At 63.4% G+C, this 15611-nt stretch carries 20 protein-coding genes; 15 read left to right on the top strand and 5 right to left on the bottom strand.

Annotation, left to right across the window (positions count from 1 at the left end):
* Positions 1 to 8 precede the first annotated feature (8 nt).
* From EWH12_RS14980 to EWH12_RS22270, 5 genes are all read right to left on the bottom strand, one after another.
* Positions 9 to 692, bottom strand: coding sequence for a lasso peptide biosynthesis B2 protein (locus tag EWH12_RS14980; protein ID WP_129927059.1), 684 nt, complete (start codon positions 690 to 692; stop codon positions 9 to 11).
* Between the two features lie 60 nt (positions 693 to 752).
* Positions 753 to 887, bottom strand: coding sequence for a hypothetical protein (locus EWH12_RS22920; protein WP_277986031.1), 135 nt, complete (start codon positions 885 to 887; stop codon positions 753 to 755).
* Positions 888 to 1062: 175 nt separating this feature from the next.
* Positions 1063 to 1677: a GntR family transcriptional regulator gene (locus EWH12_RS14975; protein ID WP_129927058.1), complete on the bottom strand. Its 615-nt coding sequence runs from the start codon at positions 1675 to 1677 to the stop codon at positions 1063 to 1065.
* Between the two features lie 18 nt (positions 1678 to 1695).
* Positions 1696 to 2106: a helix-turn-helix domain-containing protein gene (locus EWH12_RS14970; protein WP_129927057.1), complete on the bottom strand. Its 411-nt coding sequence runs from the start codon at positions 2104 to 2106 to the stop codon at positions 1696 to 1698.
* Positions 2107 to 2260: 154 nt separating this feature from the next.
* The gene (locus tag EWH12_RS22270; RefSeq protein ID WP_165363637.1) at positions 2261 to 2659 is read right to left on the bottom strand and encodes a hypothetical protein; all 399 of its coding nucleotides are present in this window, start codon (positions 2657 to 2659) and stop codon (positions 2261 to 2263) included.
* A gap of 407 nt (positions 2660 to 3066) precedes the next feature.
* On the opposite strand from EWH12_RS22270, the gene EWH12_RS14960 reads away from it, so the two are divergent.
* The 15 genes from EWH12_RS14960 (at position 3067) to EWH12_RS14890 (ending at position 15582) form a co-directional block, all read left to right on the top strand.
* Positions 3067 to 3846, top strand: coding sequence for a DsbC family protein (locus EWH12_RS14960; protein WP_422917737.1), 780 nt, complete (start codon positions 3067 to 3069; stop codon positions 3844 to 3846).
* A 197-nt stretch (positions 3847 to 4043) separates the two neighbouring features.
* Positions 4044 to 4358 (top strand): hypothetical protein, encoded by a 315-nt coding sequence (locus tag EWH12_RS14955; protein WP_093021038.1) that lies wholly within the window; start codon positions 4044 to 4046, stop codon positions 4356 to 4358.
* Between the two features lie 132 nt (positions 4359 to 4490).
* Positions 4491 to 4757, top strand: a complete 267-nt coding sequence (locus EWH12_RS14950; protein ID WP_014076300.1) for a type IV conjugative transfer system protein TraL — start codon at positions 4491 to 4493, stop codon at positions 4755 to 4757.
* A gap of 5 nt (positions 4758 to 4762) precedes the next feature.
* Complete coding sequence (locus EWH12_RS14945) at positions 4763 to 5398, top strand: TraE/TraK family type IV conjugative transfer system protein (protein ID WP_129927055.1); 636 nt, start codon at positions 4763 to 4765, stop codon at positions 5396 to 5398.
* A 112-nt stretch (positions 5399 to 5510) separates the two neighbouring features.
* A complete protein-coding gene (locus EWH12_RS14940; RefSeq protein ID WP_242496079.1) occupies positions 5511 to 6218 on the top strand; it encodes a type-F conjugative transfer system secretin TraK in 708 nt (235 codons plus the stop codon).
* Positions 6215 to 7558 (top strand): TraB/VirB10 family protein, encoded by a 1344-nt coding sequence (locus EWH12_RS14935; protein WP_129927053.1) that lies wholly within the window; start codon positions 6215 to 6217, stop codon positions 7556 to 7558. Before EWH12_RS14940 ends, EWH12_RS14935 begins: the two co-directional genes overlap by 4 nt.
* 23 nt (positions 7559 to 7581) lie before the next feature.
* The gene (gene traV / locus EWH12_RS14930) at positions 7582 to 8226 is read left to right on the top strand and encodes a type IV conjugative transfer system lipoprotein TraV (protein ID WP_129927052.1); all 645 of its coding nucleotides are present in this window, start codon (positions 7582 to 7584) and stop codon (positions 8224 to 8226) included.
* Positions 8223 to 10736, top strand: coding sequence for a TraC family protein (locus tag EWH12_RS14925; RefSeq protein WP_129927051.1), 2514 nt, complete (start codon positions 8223 to 8225; stop codon positions 10734 to 10736). The genes traV and EWH12_RS14925 overlap by 4 nt, the downstream gene beginning before the upstream one ends.
* Positions 10733 to 11062: a hypothetical protein gene (locus EWH12_RS14920; protein ID WP_129927050.1), complete on the top strand. Its 330-nt coding sequence runs from the start codon at positions 10733 to 10735 to the stop codon at positions 11060 to 11062. The genes EWH12_RS14925 and EWH12_RS14920 overlap by 4 nt, the downstream gene beginning before the upstream one ends.
* Positions 11059 to 11436 (top strand): hypothetical protein, encoded by a 378-nt coding sequence (locus EWH12_RS14915; RefSeq protein WP_129927049.1) that lies wholly within the window; start codon positions 11059 to 11061, stop codon positions 11434 to 11436. The genes EWH12_RS14920 and EWH12_RS14915 overlap by 4 nt, the downstream gene beginning before the upstream one ends.
* Positions 11433 to 11669, top strand: a complete 237-nt coding sequence (locus EWH12_RS14910) for a hypothetical protein (RefSeq protein WP_129927048.1) — start codon at positions 11433 to 11435, stop codon at positions 11667 to 11669. Before EWH12_RS14915 ends, EWH12_RS14910 begins: the two co-directional genes overlap by 4 nt.
* A 58-nt stretch (positions 11670 to 11727) precedes the next feature.
* The gene (locus tag EWH12_RS14905; protein WP_129927047.1) at positions 11728 to 12318 is read left to right on the top strand and encodes a conjugal transfer protein TraW; all 591 of its coding nucleotides are present in this window, start codon (positions 11728 to 11730) and stop codon (positions 12316 to 12318) included.
* Positions 12315 to 13328: a TraU family protein gene (locus tag EWH12_RS14900; protein ID WP_129927046.1), complete on the top strand. Its 1014-nt coding sequence runs from the start codon at positions 12315 to 12317 to the stop codon at positions 13326 to 13328. Before EWH12_RS14905 ends, EWH12_RS14900 begins: the two co-directional genes overlap by 4 nt.
* 137 nt (positions 13329 to 13465) lie before the next feature.
* Entirely contained in the window at positions 13466 to 13654 is a 189-nt protein-coding gene (locus EWH12_RS22680; RefSeq protein ID WP_242496075.1) for a hypothetical protein, read from the top strand.
* A complete protein-coding gene (locus EWH12_RS14890) occupies positions 13651 to 15582 on the top strand; it encodes a hypothetical protein (protein WP_129927045.1) in 1932 nt (643 codons plus the stop codon). The genes EWH12_RS22680 and EWH12_RS14890 overlap by 4 nt, the downstream gene beginning before the upstream one ends.
* The last annotated feature ends 29 nt before the right edge of the window (positions 15583 to 15611 follow it).

The raw sequence follows: 15611 nt of genomic DNA, 5'->3' as shown, positions 1-15611 counted from the left end.
CAATCTCATCACATCACCAGTATCGGCGTGAAGAGGCGAACCCTTTCGAGGGTATCATTCACTACCAACCGTCGGTGCTGAACCCATGCATGCGCGGCGAAAGGAAGGTCGCGCACGCCTAAAATGAGCATCACTTCGATTCCGCGCTGACGGCATAAAGCCGTGAAGGCCATTGACCTGACCAAGCAACGATCGTGATTCCCAAAAAGACTGTCGGTTCTATCAAACGCCAGGACAAGATCGGACAGGATTTCAGCATTTCGATCCGACAGGAGGTCAGTTCTACATTCATGGTTAGAGCGTTGGGCAAGATGAAAGTTCGATATTTTATGCCGCCGGACCAGCCACCAGCACCATGCTTGTTGAATTGCAACTCGTACAACTGCAATTTTGGATGCCGACCGGTGACTGTCCTGCTGGAAATCTTCCTGCGGATATAGCACGCTGCTCACGGTACCATGAAGTCGCTCTGGCTGGTGACATCCAGAATCCAGCTGCACCATTACGCCGGCACGAACCAATAGGTCCGTTTCGGAGATCGATAGGGCTTCGACAGCGCCCGTAGCCCATTGGCGGAAAATCTCATCCAATTTTTCAGAAAGAGCGAAATATCGCCATTTCTCGGTATCGAGGAACACCGCCCGTTCCTCGCCGATGCAAAAAGCCAAATGGTCCCGAAGTGCTAGATTCATATTGTCTGTCCCAGCGAATGAACTGCGCGCGAAACGCGCACGCCTCGCGCGCAGTTTTCTTCAGTCGTCCGCCAAGCCGGTCTGCTCGCGTTCGAACCCTTGTTGATCGAGGCCGATCACACCGCCCCCCCGGGTTTCGTCGGCCACAGAGCCGAGATCGAGCAGAGTAGCGTCAAGATGGTCTTCGCGTTCCATACTTACCTCCTTCATGGACTTGCTGCCCAGTTGCAGCTCCACGAGGGTAAATCAGGCAATGCATGATAAGCGATCTTATAAGGTTGCGAGCGCGCGACTAACTGGTACCGCCCCTTACGGAAGCCAATTTCGGCAGCGATGGTACCATGTAACCATCTGATTTCATTTGCCGTAGCTATGATGAGATGGCTTCCCATATCCTGCCTACGCGACGAATTCGTCGCCGGTGATAGGCCCAAAGAACCTCAAATCGGTCGGGACCTCGACCGGAAATGGTCGCGATCCCGACCGCCCGGAGCTCTTCTTCGAGGTTTCGCAACACCCGAGCTTCTCCTAGGCGGGCGATGTGGAGTCGTTCCGTCGCCGATCGAAGCGCCCTGCTATGTTCATGATCGTCGCAGGCCTGCGCGATCGCCAGAAACAAGTTCGTCGCCGCCGTCGCAAGTGCGCGCCCATCCGCTTCCGTCTCGGCATAGGACTGTGCTTCGAAGGCAGCGGCCGGACGGCTTGCCTTGAGTATGAGGCGTATCAGGTGACCGTGCCACCGGTAGAGATCGCGCAAGGCGTCGGGTGACATCACCGGCAAGCGATAGCCGCCGCCAAAAGCAATCTCGAGCATATGCTCCCCTACCAAGCGCTGCGCGGCGTCCCGCAGGGGTGACACGGATACGCCATATTCAGCGGCCAGCGCCCTCTCGTTGAGGATTCCGCCCGAGGCAAACCGCCCGGCCATGATATCGGCCTTAAGAAGGAGGTAGGCCCTTTCGGCCAGGACGGGCTCGGGAGACATGCCGGACTGCGCCGTTCATCACGCTGGGCGTATGACAGCAGGGCCACCCCTTGAAGCGAGCCGAGCGACAGCCGCTGCCTGGTGACGGCTCACGACGTCAACAATGTCGCGCTCCAGTTCCCACAGGTCGTCCAGGAGAAGCAGTTCGTGAGGGACGGCCATCTTTTGCTCCACTGCAAGAAGGAAAATGAACAGGTGAGACGAAGTTCTGCGCAGCGCATGCGCGCAGCGGATATGGTCCTCAAGGGAGGCCGTGCCGGCCCCGCCCTCGAGCTCGCGGATCCAGCGTTCAGTGCGGCCGACAGATTTTCCGAGGCTGCGTTGAGAAATTCGGTCTCTGCGCCGCCACCGTTCAACGAGCTTTCCCGAAAGCTCCTTGATCGATGAGAATATGTCGCCATCGATCGCTTGGGGACTTTGAAGCGTCATCTGCAGGTCTCCCTGGCAGCGGCTCAAAAGTCCAAGTCACATCGCCTATGCGCAGCAATCTGTTGTAAATAAAACCGCTCGTCAACATGCTGAATGTTGCATGTGTGGGACCAATTGCGAACCACGGCAAAAATTGGTCCCGCGTGTGCAACTATCATGGGGAGCGGTGGGAAGGCCGTCCGGTCTTGAGAGGCATCTCGCGAAAACATTGAATGACCTTGATGTCTTCGGTCGTCTGCATGTGAACGAGGGCGGACAAGTAGAGTCGCCAGACCTGGGGCAACGGATGGACGGCCTCCGACCGGCCTGCGGTTTGAACAATGTCATCGACGAGGCGCGAGAGAGTGTTGGATGTGCCGACATGCCGGACCTTGCGTCCGCCAAGGCGATCCAACTTCGGGTCGAGCAATTCCGCGATGAGATCGTCCGCCGCACATCGATGGAGAAGATCGACGGCAATGTACAGTGTCGTTCCATAAGGCAGAAAATCCCCGGCGAGATGGCATAGCCGGCAATGGCACTGCAGGAAGAGATGAATGCCCTCGTCGGACAATTGAAGCTTGTACGCCCTGGACTGCTGACTCCCCATAGTCGTTCTCCCGAGGCAGGCGGCGATTCTTTCGCGGTCGATATGCCTGCGAGTCTACCGATTCCGCGTGACGCGAGCGATTCCGGGGCAAGGAACAAAAGATGAAATCGGAAATATACTTCCGGTTTGCGGAAGTGATTTTCCGATAACCGGAACTGAAGTGCCTTAAACCGGAACTGAGATTCCTCATCCCTTGTGCAGAGAAAGGATGTTCCGCCACTCAAGTCCGTGTCGAGACGGCAGCAAGGGCGAGAATTTCCGAACGATCGGCAGCCCGGTGTCCGTCTCATCCCCACTCAGGGAGACTAGCGGTCATGACCAGAACGCGTTCCAGTTCCGCGGCAATACTCGTCGCTCTCGTAACGGGCATTATGCCTCTCCATGGCGCGGCAGCGCAAGGCGCACCGCCCCAAGAGCTCGAGCTTGCCTCCCGCATGCAGGCAGCAGCGTCGCTTCGCGACGCCGCTGCGGAAGCCCAGGTCAAGCTACAACAGACCTTTACCAACCTGCATTTCGAGGATTTCGCCGCCGCCCCGGTCGAAGGACCGATCTATCAGGCCATAGCGGGCGGCAAGATCATCTATTTTGCCCCGCGGAGCGAACATCTGCTGTTCGCCACAGTCTACGACCGCAATGGGGTCAATCTGACCGCTCTGGCCCAGGAACAGGGCGCAGCCCAGCGCCTCAAGGCCATCGACCCCGCCAAGGCTCTGGCTATCGGCCCCGCGGACGCGCCGACAGTGATCGAGTTCACCGATCCCGACTGCCCCTATTGCCAGGCGCTCGATCGCTTCTGGAAGGCCAAGGCAGCCGAGGGCAAACCGGTCAGGCGCCTCATCTTCTTCGTGAGCGGCATCCACCCGACGGCGGCTGCCAAGGCAGAGCATATCCTGTGCTCACCCGATCGCGAGGCAGCGTTCCAGGCAGCCTATTCGGGCCAGACCCCGCCGCTGCTGCGCCAATGCGCCGCGGGGCATGACAAGGTCGCGGAAGACGCGGAACTGGTCGCGAAAGTGGGCGTCTCGGGCACACCGACCCTGATCGCCGATGGCAAGCTCATTTCGGGTTTCCAGCAGGCCGAGCTCGAGGCGTTCCTCGACCGGCATGCGAAGCCCGCACTGGCGAAGACAGTACCCGCTGCGCGGCACTGACCGGAAGTGCGCTGTCGCGGCGCAGACGATTTCTTTTCGGAGGGCATCCGGTCCCGCCTGATCGCGGGCGGGCGGATGGACCAAGATGCCGGCGGCGGCGGGCTCAGGGAGCCGTCCACCGACGCCCCGGCCGACACCGATTTTCTCTTCGATGCCGGCAGGCTTGGGTTGGACGGCTCTATCTTCGGAGCAAAGCTATGATGCGTACATTGAGCAACAAGGCCCTGGCGGTGGCCAATCTCGGTCTCCCTTTGGGCGTGATGGCCCTGGTGGGCGGCCCGGCCCATGCCTTCTCGGCGCCCGCCCAGGGCGATCTTGGCTACGATATTTACGATATCGTCGTGAACCAGGGCGTGAAGGGTCCGATGGGCTTTGTGGGCGGCGTCGCTGCCTTCCTGTTCGGCGTCTCGCGCCTCTTCTCGAACATCATGATCGGCATCCCGACAATCGTGGCGGCGGTCTGCCTCATCAAGGCGGACTCCATTCTCCAGACCTTCGGGATGGTCGTCTGAGACGCCGGGCGCGGCTGCGGCCCGACCGTTTGGTCGGCCGCCTCCCGCACCGGCAAAGTGCTGGGAGCCGAATGGTCGGCTCCCGGAAACCGGCACCTTTTCAGGTGTCATGAAGCAGGAGGAGAAGGGCAAGTGGACGAACGCCTTCCGCAATATCTGCATCGGCCGGTCCAGATCCTGTGGTTCGGATCGGACGAGTTCCTGCTCGCGACCTCGAGCGTGTTCGTGGCCGCGATCGTAGGCGGACTTGTCGGTTGGGCGCTCATCGCCGCCCTTCTCCTTTTCATCCCGTGGAAGCGGACCAAGCCCCGGGGCTATCTCGCCCATCTCGCGTGGCGCTGGGGTCTGGTTTCCTTCCCTCATTATCCGGGTCCGACACAGACCCGCTTCTTCGAGTAGGCGCCATGGGCATCTTCACGCGCAAGCCACCGGGCGAGGACGTATTGCTGGGCAAACCGGCAAGCTTCGGCATCCATCGCTACCTCCAGGGCTCTGCGAACCTGTTCGAGGAAAACCGGCTGCTGAAGGTCGCCATCGCGGGCATGTTCGGTGTGACCGCGGTTCTGGGGGCAGTGATCTACACGACCAACCAGAACGCCCGGACCATCATCGTGCCCTTCGGCTCCACCGGCGATCTCCACGTCTCGGGGAACAAACCGTCCGAGGCCTATATCGTCGCGATGACGCGGAACATCGTCGCGCTCTCGGGAACCTGGTCGGCCTATTCGGCTGATCGCCAATTCCAGGAACTGCTCGGGCTCGTGCACCCTTCTGCCTATGGCGGGATGCGCGACAGCCTCAATACCATTCTCGACGAACTGGCAAATAATTCGACGCTGTCGATTGCCACCTATATCCGAAACGATCAGCCGGTCCGCTGGACCGCGCACGAGATCGTCGTGCCGGTCGAGAAGGTACGCGTGATCGGCGGCGTGATCCGCAAGTTCCGGGGCATTTTGCGCATTGGTTACGCCATCGACAATGGCCGCTTCTGGCTGACCCGTCTTTCCGAGGAGCAGTTCGATGCCGAAACACGCTGATAGGATTTCGAAGCAGGAATCCATGCCTGCACGCCTGGCAGTCCGGGCAAACTATACTTCCCCCCGCGCCGTCGCGTGCACCGCGATATCGGGTTTCGCCTTGCTGCTGGCTATGCCGGCCGCGGCGCAGACGGTGCAAGCGCCGCCCGACCAGACGAGCCGGATCCGCCTGTCCAATCGCGACATCAACCATGTCGTGTGCGAGGGCGGCGAGATCGAGGATATCAAGTTCTCCGCCGAGAAGGGCGTCGCGGTCGAGAAAGGCGGCGCGGACGCCTGGATCAAGTTCCTCGCGCACGAGATCGACGATGCGGGGCAGATCACGCGCAGCTATGTGACCCAGCCTTCCGAATTCTTCGTGAGCTGCAACGGCGCCACCTATCCGCTCTATGCGGAACCGGCGGAGATCCCTGCACAGACGGTGGTGCTGATGCCGGGCGCCCGGCAAAGAGCCCAGGCCAACAATGAACTGATGGCCGCGCTCGCCGATGAAGACCGCGCGGTCTCGATCACCATGGCGCTGCTGGACGATCGCATTCCCGCCTCGTTCAGCGAGGTTGCGCCCGCCGGCGGAACGATCGCGTTACCGGCGATGCCCGGTGTTTCGATCACAGAAAGCCGCCGCGTTGCCATAGAGGGCGCCGCCCTTTCGGCTTCGGAATACCGCATCCGGGCCGCAGCAGCGGTGACGCTCGACGAACGGTCATTGATCGATCCGTCGCTCGGCTCCCGCATTTTCGCCGTGACCCTTGACCGGTTGCGGCTCAACGCCGGGGAAAACGCCCGGCTGGTCGTGGTGCGCCGGGGGACCGGGCAATGAGTGGCACGCAGGACAATGGGCCTGTGGAGGCCCCTGAGCCGCTGTCGCCTTATCAGGCGCATCTCGCCGGACAGAATGCTCTGGAAGAGAACGAGACCCACCCGCGACGCCCCGTTGCCCTGTTAGACTGGCAGGGGTTCTGGGCCGGACTTTCCGCAAAGCAGAAACTGCGCGCGCGCCAGCTCGCCGTCGGCGTGGCGGTCGGCGCGCTGGGCATAGGCCTTTATATGGCCTCCGGCAGCAAGGAAGAGGCGAAGCCCGCCAATCCCGCATCCTCGCTCAACATGGGCGCGGGGCTACGTGGCGATAGCCTCGAGGTGAAGCTGCGCGGTGACCTGAAGAAGGTTCTCGACGGCCAGCAGCTGCTCGGCGATCGCGTCAGCGCGATCGAGGAAGGCAAGGTCGTTCCCGGGTCACGTGGCCCGGGAGCCCCAGGTAGCAAGTCATCTGGAGGCGTCGATGGCGATCTGCCGCCAGCGCTAGGCGGCGAGGTGCCCGCGCTGCCTTATCCGCCCGACGTCGGCGACATCGGCGCAGATGCGGACAAGCTCCCGGCGCCGCCCTCGGCACCGAGCGCCCCGCCCGCGCCGCCCGCTCCGCCAGTCGAGAAGACGGTCGGTGCGATTGGATCGGCGACAAGCCAGGTCGTGCCTCAGGCTGCAGCGGGTGGATCGGCTTCGTCCAAAAAAAAGAATCGGACGATCTATTTGCCGCCTGGTTTCATGAAGGCGCGGCTCCTGACGGGGATCGACGCGCTGGCGAGCCGGGACGCGACCAGTAACCCCGAGCCGATCATCGCCCGGGTGCAGGCGCCTGCGGTCCTCCCCAATGAAGTGAAGGCGAACCTGGCCGGTTGCTTCGTCGTCGGCAACGCCACCGGCAGCCTCGCCAAGGAACGGGTCGAGGTGCAGCTCGTATCGCTGTCGTGCGTTGATTTCGACGAGCATTCCGTGGTCGATCAGCCGGTCAAGGGCTTCTTCGTCGACACTGACGGCAAGAAGGGATTGTCGGGCAAGGTGGTGACGCGGGCCGGCGCCACACTGGCGCGCGCCTTCATCGCCGGGACCATCAGCGGCATCTCGCAATCGGTGGAAAGCACCTTCGGCAACACCTCGACATCAGCGCTGGGCACGGTGCGCACGCTCGATGCCGGCGACGCGGCGAAGACCGGCATTGCCGGCGGCCTCGCCAAATCCTCAGACAAGCTGACCGACTTCTATCTCGACCTCGCCCGGCAGGCCGGTCCCATCGTCGAGGTGGGCGCGGCCAAGGACGTGGTCGTGGTGATCCAGGAAGGCGCAACCCTCGAGATCAAACCCGGCGCGGGAGTGAAGTTCTGATGCGCATCACGACAGGAGGCACCATGCCATACCAGCTACACGCCCGTTTGCGGTTTTGCCGTACTTCGCTACGCGCGCTGGCGTTGTTCGCCTTGCCGCTGCTCGGGCTTTCGGGCTGCGCCACGGTGGGCTCGGTGATGTCGCCCTACAGCGAGAAATTCTCCTGCAAGAACAGCGACCATGGCCAGTGCATCCATCCCGACCAGGCCTATGCCGACGCTCTCGCCGGTCGCACGTCCAAGTCCGATCCTGCCGTCACCAATGATCGCAAGATGCTCGCGGAGCGCAAGACAGCCAAGGCGCCCGCGTCGGGCAGCAAGGTCGACAAGCCCACCGCGACAGGCGTTGCTGCCCCCCAGAGCGGACAAGGCAATGTCGGCGCACTGATCGAGGGCCCCGGCTCGCCCATGCTGCGCCCTTCGCGCACGATACGCACATTGATCCTGCCCTATGCGGACAAGCAGCGCCCCGACCGGCTCTACATGGCGCGCTATGTCTATTCGATCATCGACCGGCCGGCCTGGGTGGTCGGCGACTATCTGGTGGAGCCCGGTGGCCGGACGCCCGCCCTGCCGGTGCTGCGGACGGTGCGCGAACCCGCAGGAGGAAGCGTCGAGGTGCCGGCCCCGGAGATGCCACTCACCCTCGTTCCGGAGAACCGGCCATGAGCGGACGCAACAGCCTCAGCTATCAGCGCCTGCGCGCCGCCGTTACGCGCGATGCCTATTCGGACTTCCTGCCGATGGTCGCCTGGGTCGAGGAGGAAGAAGCCTTCCTGTGCATCGACGACGGGTGGGGCCAGGCCTGGGAGCTGGTCCCTTCGGCCTATATGTTCGCCCATGTCCAGCAGGCTTTGCTCGGTCTTCTCAACATTCACTTCCCCGAAGGCACGGTTCTCCAGCTCATCACCTTCGCCGATCCGCTGATCGACCCGGCGCTCGACGCCTATCTCGATCTCAAGGTGCGGCCAGATCCGCTGGTTCAGGCTTCTGCGCGGCGGACAGCCGAATATCTGCGTTCGGGAACCAAAGGTCTCGATGCGCTGCACGGCATCCCAGTGCGCGATTTTCGGTTGTTCCTTGTTATCAAGACGCGGGTGAAGCTCGGCGCGGACCTGCGCCGCCAGGTCGAGGAGCAGCTGGCGAAGATGGGCATCCGGCGGCTGCCGCCGGACAAACTGGTCAGCTTCTACCGCCGTATCTTCAACGGTGTCTTCGCCCCTGCGCCGGGTGTGTTCCTGAGCGAGAGCGTGGGCGGCATGCCGGCGCCGTCGATCGCGCGGCAGATCATCGAGGCAGGCCCTGATCTTTGTTTCGAGGGATCCGAGGTTTATCTCGGCAACCAGGTCGCGCGCTGCCTGACGCCCAAGGCTCCTGCCCGCCGCATCACCGCCGAGCGGGCGAACCGGCTGCTTGGGGGCATGCGCGGGAGCGCCGAAGACAGCGACCAGATCGGCGGGCCGTTCCTCTACTGTCTGTCGGTTCTCTTTGATCATTCGCAGTTCGAGATCCACAAGCGTGCCCAGATCCTTTCGGCTCAGAAGGCGGCGGGCAGCTTCGCGGTCGAGGTCGGCAAGCAGATCGAGGAGATCGGCTGGATCCTGGACGAAGCGTCGAACAGCCGCTTCGTCTCGGTGATCCCGACAATGTGGGTGTTCGGCCGCGACAGCGCCCAGGCGCGCGAGATGGCGGCGCGGGCCAAGCGGCTGTGGGAATCCGAACCCCTGCCCTTCATGGTGCAGGAGGAGAGCTACCTGCTTCCCGTTTTGCTCGCCGCCAGCCTGCCCTTCGGTCTTTACCCCGAAAAGCGCACCTTGAAGCTGCTCGAACGCGACTTCCGTATGCCGGTGAAGGCCGCTTGCCTGATGGCGCCGGTGCAGACCGATTTTCGCGGCGGCGGGCGCCCTGCCCTGCTCTATGTCGGGCGCAAGGGCCAACTGATTACCCTCGACCTCTTCGATCCGCGGATCAACAATTACAATTTCATCGTCTCGGCCGAAAGCGGCGCAGGGAAGAGCTTCCTGCTCAACAATTTGTGCCAGCAATATTTTGCGCAAGGCGCGCTCATCCGCATCATCGATATCGGCGGCAGCTACCGCAAGCTCTGCACGCTCTGTTCCGGCCGTTACATCGACATCGGCGAAGAACGTCTCGTCCTCAATCCCTTCGACATGGGGCTGGCGCTCGACGGCGAGGACAAGCAATCGGCGATCGCCATGGCCGTCGCCATCGTCGCCGAGATGGCCAATGCCTCCACCCGCAAGCCGGTCAGCACGTCGGAATGGAACCTCCTCAAGTCAGCGGTGCAGTGGACCGTCGATAGCGGCCGCGGCGAGGACGGCATCGATGCGGTTCGCGACTGGCTGGGCCGCTATCCCGACAATGCGGTTTCCGATCTCGACCGCGTCGATCATCTCGTGCCGGTGGCGCGCGAACTGGCGTTCAACCTGCGCGATTTCGGGTCGCAGGGCGCGTACGGGCATTTCTTCAACGGCCCCTCGACCTTCGACATCTCCCGCGACGAATTCGTGGTGCTCGAACTGGAACGGTTGAAGGCGCTCCCGGACCTCTTCAATGTGATCGTGATGGTGGTCGTGAACGCCGTCACCCAGGAACTCTACCTCTCGGCCCGCGACAAACCCCGCTTCGTCCTTTGCGACGAAGCCGCGCAGTTCATGTCGCGCAGCGACGGGCAGGATCTCTCGCGTCTCGCCGAAGCGTTCGGTCAGGGTTATCGCCGCGCGCGCAAATATCAGGGCAGCTTCGGCATCGTCCTGCAGAGCATGAACGACCTGCTGCTCTTCGGTGGTACGGGCCAGGTGATCCTTGAAAATGCCGCGACCCGGTTCCTGCTGCAGGGTTCCACCTATGACAAGGCGGTCGACAACAAGATCCTCGATTATTCAGGCTTCGTGCTCGACCTGCTGAAATCGGTCCGCAACGCCAAGCCCAATTATTCCGAGGTGTTCATCGACAGCCCCCTGGGGCTCGGCATCGCCCGCCTGGTGGTCGACCCCTTCAGCTACTGGATCAATACCTCCGCGCCCAACGAGGTCGCCGCCTTCGAGGCGCTGGTGCGCGCGGGCCGCAATCCATTGGAAGCGGTTTGCGAACTGGCCGGTGTCGATCCGGTCGAGGTGCTGGGCGGCCGTGTCTATCAGTCCGGGAGGACGGCATGATGCCCAAGTCCAGACCCCATCCCGACCAGCTGGCGATCGACTGGGAGCAGGACCCCGCCATCGAGGCGATCATCGAGGCCCGCGTCGCAAAGCGCGCCGAGGCAGCGGCGTTCCAGTGGCGGCTGCGCCTGGTGGCGATCGAAACCTGCATGATGGGCGGTCTCGTGATCGCCGCAGGTCTCGCACTGGAGCAGCCACCGCTCCAGACGGTCCGCACAGGCCTCATCGTGGCGGCCGCCTGCTTTGCAAGCGGGATGCTGCTGATCGGCCTGTCGGGCGCATGCGGGATGCTTTTCTCGCGCTTGTCGCAGTGGAGGGCACGATGAGCCCGGAGCATGATGAGGGCTTCGAAACTGCCTACGAAGCGGGCGCCGATATCCACGCGCTCCTCGCCTATGCGCGCAGCCTGAACAATCAGGCGCTCGGTATCGCTCCGGTGGCGCATGCGATCGTCACCGTGATCGAGGCGGAACGGCGGTTTGCGAGGGTCACCTACACGATCCTGGTGACTACCAGCATGGTTGTCGCGTCTTTCTTTGCGTTCATGGCAGCCTGGAGCCTGCGGGCGCCGCTGCAGGGCGCGATCGTCGTCGGCATCTGCGCCGGCATGGGCGCGGGCTCGACGGGTCTCATCCTCGTTCCCTGGGATGCGCTGGCCCGGCATGTTCGTGCCTTCGCCAGGCGCTGGAGGCGGCCATGAACGGCATCTTCTCCTCGACGCCGGCACCAGGGCCGATCCGCCTGATCGTCGGAAGCCAGGGGCTGCTGCTGGTCCAGTCCTTCATCGCCTGGCAATTGCCGGCGGTGCCCGGACTGTTCCGCCTTCTCGTCGCGATCACCGCAGTCATCGCCACCGCCGCCCTGATCAGCGCCGCGCTCGGCGAGGATCGCGAGAGCTCCCAGCCATATTGGAGACGGCGCCATGGCCGCTAGATCAACGTGCAGGCCTTCCCCGCCTCCCACATTCCTTCGCGTTTTCACGGCGCTGACAATGACGGCCGGAATGTTTATTGCATCGTCGCTCCATGCGGAAACGAGCACGATCGGGCGCACCTGGCCCATCGCCGAGCCCGATGCGCTAAGCGAGATCGAAGGCCGGGCAGCGCAGATTCCCGACATGAAAGCCGCCTTCGGTCCGCGCGAACGCTGGTCCGCGATGAAGGCGGCGACGCTCGGGATCGCGCGCGCCGACCGGAATCGCACGGTGGTTCCCTTCTACACGCTCGACCAGGATATACGACTGCAGGACGGCAGGCTTCTGTATGCCAAAGGCTACAGCTTCAATCCGCTTAGCTATGTGTCGCTGCCGCAGCGGCTCATCGTCATCCATCCACGCGACCTCGGCTGGGCGCTGCGGACCGCGAGGCCGGCCGACTTTATCCTGCTGGCGGCTGGCAGTCCCGGCGATGCCGACGCGATCACCCTTGGCGAACGCCATGGGCGGGCGCTGTTTCTGCTCGAAGCGCGGGTCAAGGCGCGGCTCGGCCTGACGGTCGCGCCGGTGATCGTCAGCCAGGCGGGGCAGAAACTGGTGCTGACCGAGGTCGACAGGAGCAACACAGACCGGAGGGCCGCGCGATGAAAGGATTGTCCCTTCGCCGACCGCTGGCGCTGGGTTGCGGTTTCGCCGCGCTGGCACTCGCTGCTCCGGCTCATGCCTCCAAATGCGAGGCGGGCACTGTCTTCAACCCGATCACCAAGGTGCGCTGGAACTGCATTTTCCCGATCACCATCGGCGGCGTGAAGATCGGACCCAGCGATCCGCTCGGCAAGGCGCTCGATGCCCAGTCGGCGTCCAAGCCGCTGTGCGCCTGCCGCAAGGGCGTGACGTTCTGGTTTGGCGTCAAGGTCAGCTTCTGGTCACCCAACCGGATGGTCGATGTGGTGACTGAGCCGGGCTGCATGATGGCGCTGGGCGCAGACATCATGCCCACCGGCGGCAAGCTGCAGGGAAGCCAGAGCAGCCTCGCCGACGGCACGAACACCCGCAAGATGTTCGCGCAGATGCACTACTACATCGCGCCGGTCTGGAAGATGCTCGACATGTTCACGGACCTGCCCTGCATCGAGGATGATGGCTTCGATGTGGCGCTGATCACCGAGGTTTTGCCGACCTGGCAGTCGGCGACGCTGGGCGCGATCATCCAACCCGAGGCGATCCTGTTCGGCAATCCGGCGGCGGGGCTCGCCTGCATGGCTGACAGCGCCGCGGCCGCCGCAGGCAAGGTCGTCGATCCCCTCTTCTGGTGCATGGGCAGCTGGGGCGCGACCTATCCGATCGCGGGCGACATCCATTTCGGGGACAGCGTCGAGGCCTGGGCCGGCCTTGCCGCTCGCGGCGTCTTCATGATGGGCCGGCTCGGTGCGCTCACCGTCAGTTCGGCGGACGGCTGTTCCTTCATTCCCCAGCCCGTCTGGACCAAGAGCCGCTACAAGTTCCAGCTGATGGAGCCGGTCAAGGGCGGCCAGTGCGTCAATGTCGGTCGTCCCGGCGCGCTCTGGACCAGTGCCAAGCATGCGCCGGGCAAGGACAATGCCCAATTCATGCTGTTCGAAAAGACGATCTGCTGCGCCGGGGTCTCGACGCCATGATCGATCCGTCATTCCCTGACCGCATGGAATCGCCCGGGAACAGCCGATGGCTTGCCCGTCATTCCATTGCGCCGGGTCTTCCCCATGCGGTTAGACCGGCGTCGCATCCCCCCTGCGGCGCCGGTCGGGCGGTCGGCGTGGCCGTGAATACAGACGATGGACAGGCGGTGCGCCCCTCCTCGCCGTCTGTCGTCGTGGCCACGCTGACCGTTTTTGAAGGACAGGCCGTGTTCCGCGCCAAGCTCGTCGCGCCCGCTGGCGGGGTGCTTCTGTTCCGGTTGCGTCGCGGATCGCGGCTGATCATACCGAGCGAAATCCGGCCATGAGGCGTCCTGCCCTCGCCCTTGTCGCGGCGCTGTGCCTGCCCATCCCTTCCCACGCGCAGACGGCGGAAGACCGGGCTCGTGGCGCTGCGGCTGCCGCGCGTGAGAAAAGCGCGGACAGCGATGCCATTCTCGAGAATTACGTGACACCGGGCCTTGCCGGGCAGCCGATTACCACGATCGACTCCTCGAAGACGTTCACGCCCAACCTGGCCTGCCAGAAGACCGCGACAATGCTGGAACTGCTCGCCCAGCCCAATGCGACCGGCGATATCGGCACGCTCAGCATCTCGCGCGATAAGGATCTCGACGGCAGCTTCGACGAAGCGTTGACCGTTCCCGTTCCTGCCTCGGGCATCTGCGCCAACGGGATCATCTCCTGTACGCCCGGTACCTGGGATGCCTGCCGCTTCTTCCGCTGGGATACCTCTGCCACCGGATCGCTCAAGCTCAGCGAAGCCGAGCTGACCGATCTCGCCGGTTGTTACTGCGTCAACAACAGCTGCGGCAGCAATCTGGTCTGGGGCAACATGGCCTCCGTGCTCAAGGACCTCGGCGGCGGGGTCGTCGGCGCGCTCACCAGCGCCGATGCGCGGATCGGTATCGCGCAGGCGGCCATCGAAGGGCCGGTGATCCGCTACACCGGCGCACAGACGACCGCCTGCGCGGCGCAACCCCAGATCGGGGCCACTGCTTACAAGGCCAATCCGAACGCCATTGCCGGCGATGCCTATGCCGCCGCCCAGGCGAGCAGCGTGTTCCGGGCGCTGTCGGCTTCCTCGACCGGGACCGGCACGTCCGAAGTGAGCCGAAGCTGCACGATCACCCGGCAGATCACGCAGGAGGAAATCACCGCGGACAAGATCATCGATCGGGTCTCGGGCGGCTATGCAACCTATGCCTCGAGCGCCGGCAATGTCACCTTCGTCATGGGCTCCCCTACGGACAACAGCCTCTCGGGTGGTTCCTGCTCGATCTTCGATTTTCATATGACGCTGCGGGTCAAGGAGGTCGATCGGCTTCAGCAGGTGCTGCTGACCCGCTTCGGTGCTGACGACTGGGCCCAGATCCGGGTCGATGGCGAACTGATCGGATCGGGTCCGCAAAGCTGGACCGGGACTGGATTGCCGCCTGGCAAATGCGAGAAGAAGGGGGCGTTCACCGTCTATCCCGGCCTCGATCTCACATCGCGGATGACACAGGGCGATCACGACATCTGGCTGCGTGTCGCGGTCGCCGATGAAGGCGAAGCCTATGCGTCGATTGAGGCGAAGGTCGACGCGGGATGCAAGACGAGCGAGCAACTCATCGACACCTGCGGCGCCTATGCCTCGAACGATACATGTCGGTTGCAGGATGAAGTGGTGGACGGGGTCACCAGCTTTCGCAATGGCGTCAATACCGGCCTGTCGCCCGTGCCGCAGGCGCGACTGTTCGGAACGGGCGCCTGTTCCTCCCAGATCACTCGCGACTTCTTCCTGCGCGAGCGAGGCTACCGGTGCATGGTGGACCTGGGACAGGCGGCGCAACCGGATCTCTCGCGTGGTGCCTATATCATCGATCATTCGACCGAGACGTTGCTCGCTGACCGGGTGCGAAGCGCCGACGGGAGCTATAGCCTGACGACGCGCAATTTTGCCTTGCCCGAGCGCGGCAGCGTCAATGCCTGCGAGCCGATCTGCAAAACCCGCAAGGCAATGGTGAACACGGCTGCCGCGCCCGATGGCGTGACCGGCTCGAAACAGACCGATCCCGTTGGCTGGGACTATGTCTATCATGCGTGCCAGGACAGCAATGTCTGCCCGGTCGGCGACGGCGAAGAACTCGTCCAGGGATGCGGCTGTCTCGACGACTTCCCCGAGGCTGCGGTGATGATGCAGACCGTGCGCCTGGGCGGCGCTGACCTCGTCTGCACGAGTAGCGTGCGATGAGTGCCGCGCGGTTCCTTTTCGCAGCCGCC

Source organism: Sphingobium cupriresistens, assembly GCF_004152865.1.
GTDB classification, from domain to species: Bacteria; Pseudomonadota; Alphaproteobacteria; order Sphingomonadales; family Sphingomonadaceae; genus Sphingobium; species Sphingobium cupriresistens.
Note: the sequence above shows the minus strand (reverse complement) of the source record. Positions and strands in the feature narration are given on the sequence as shown.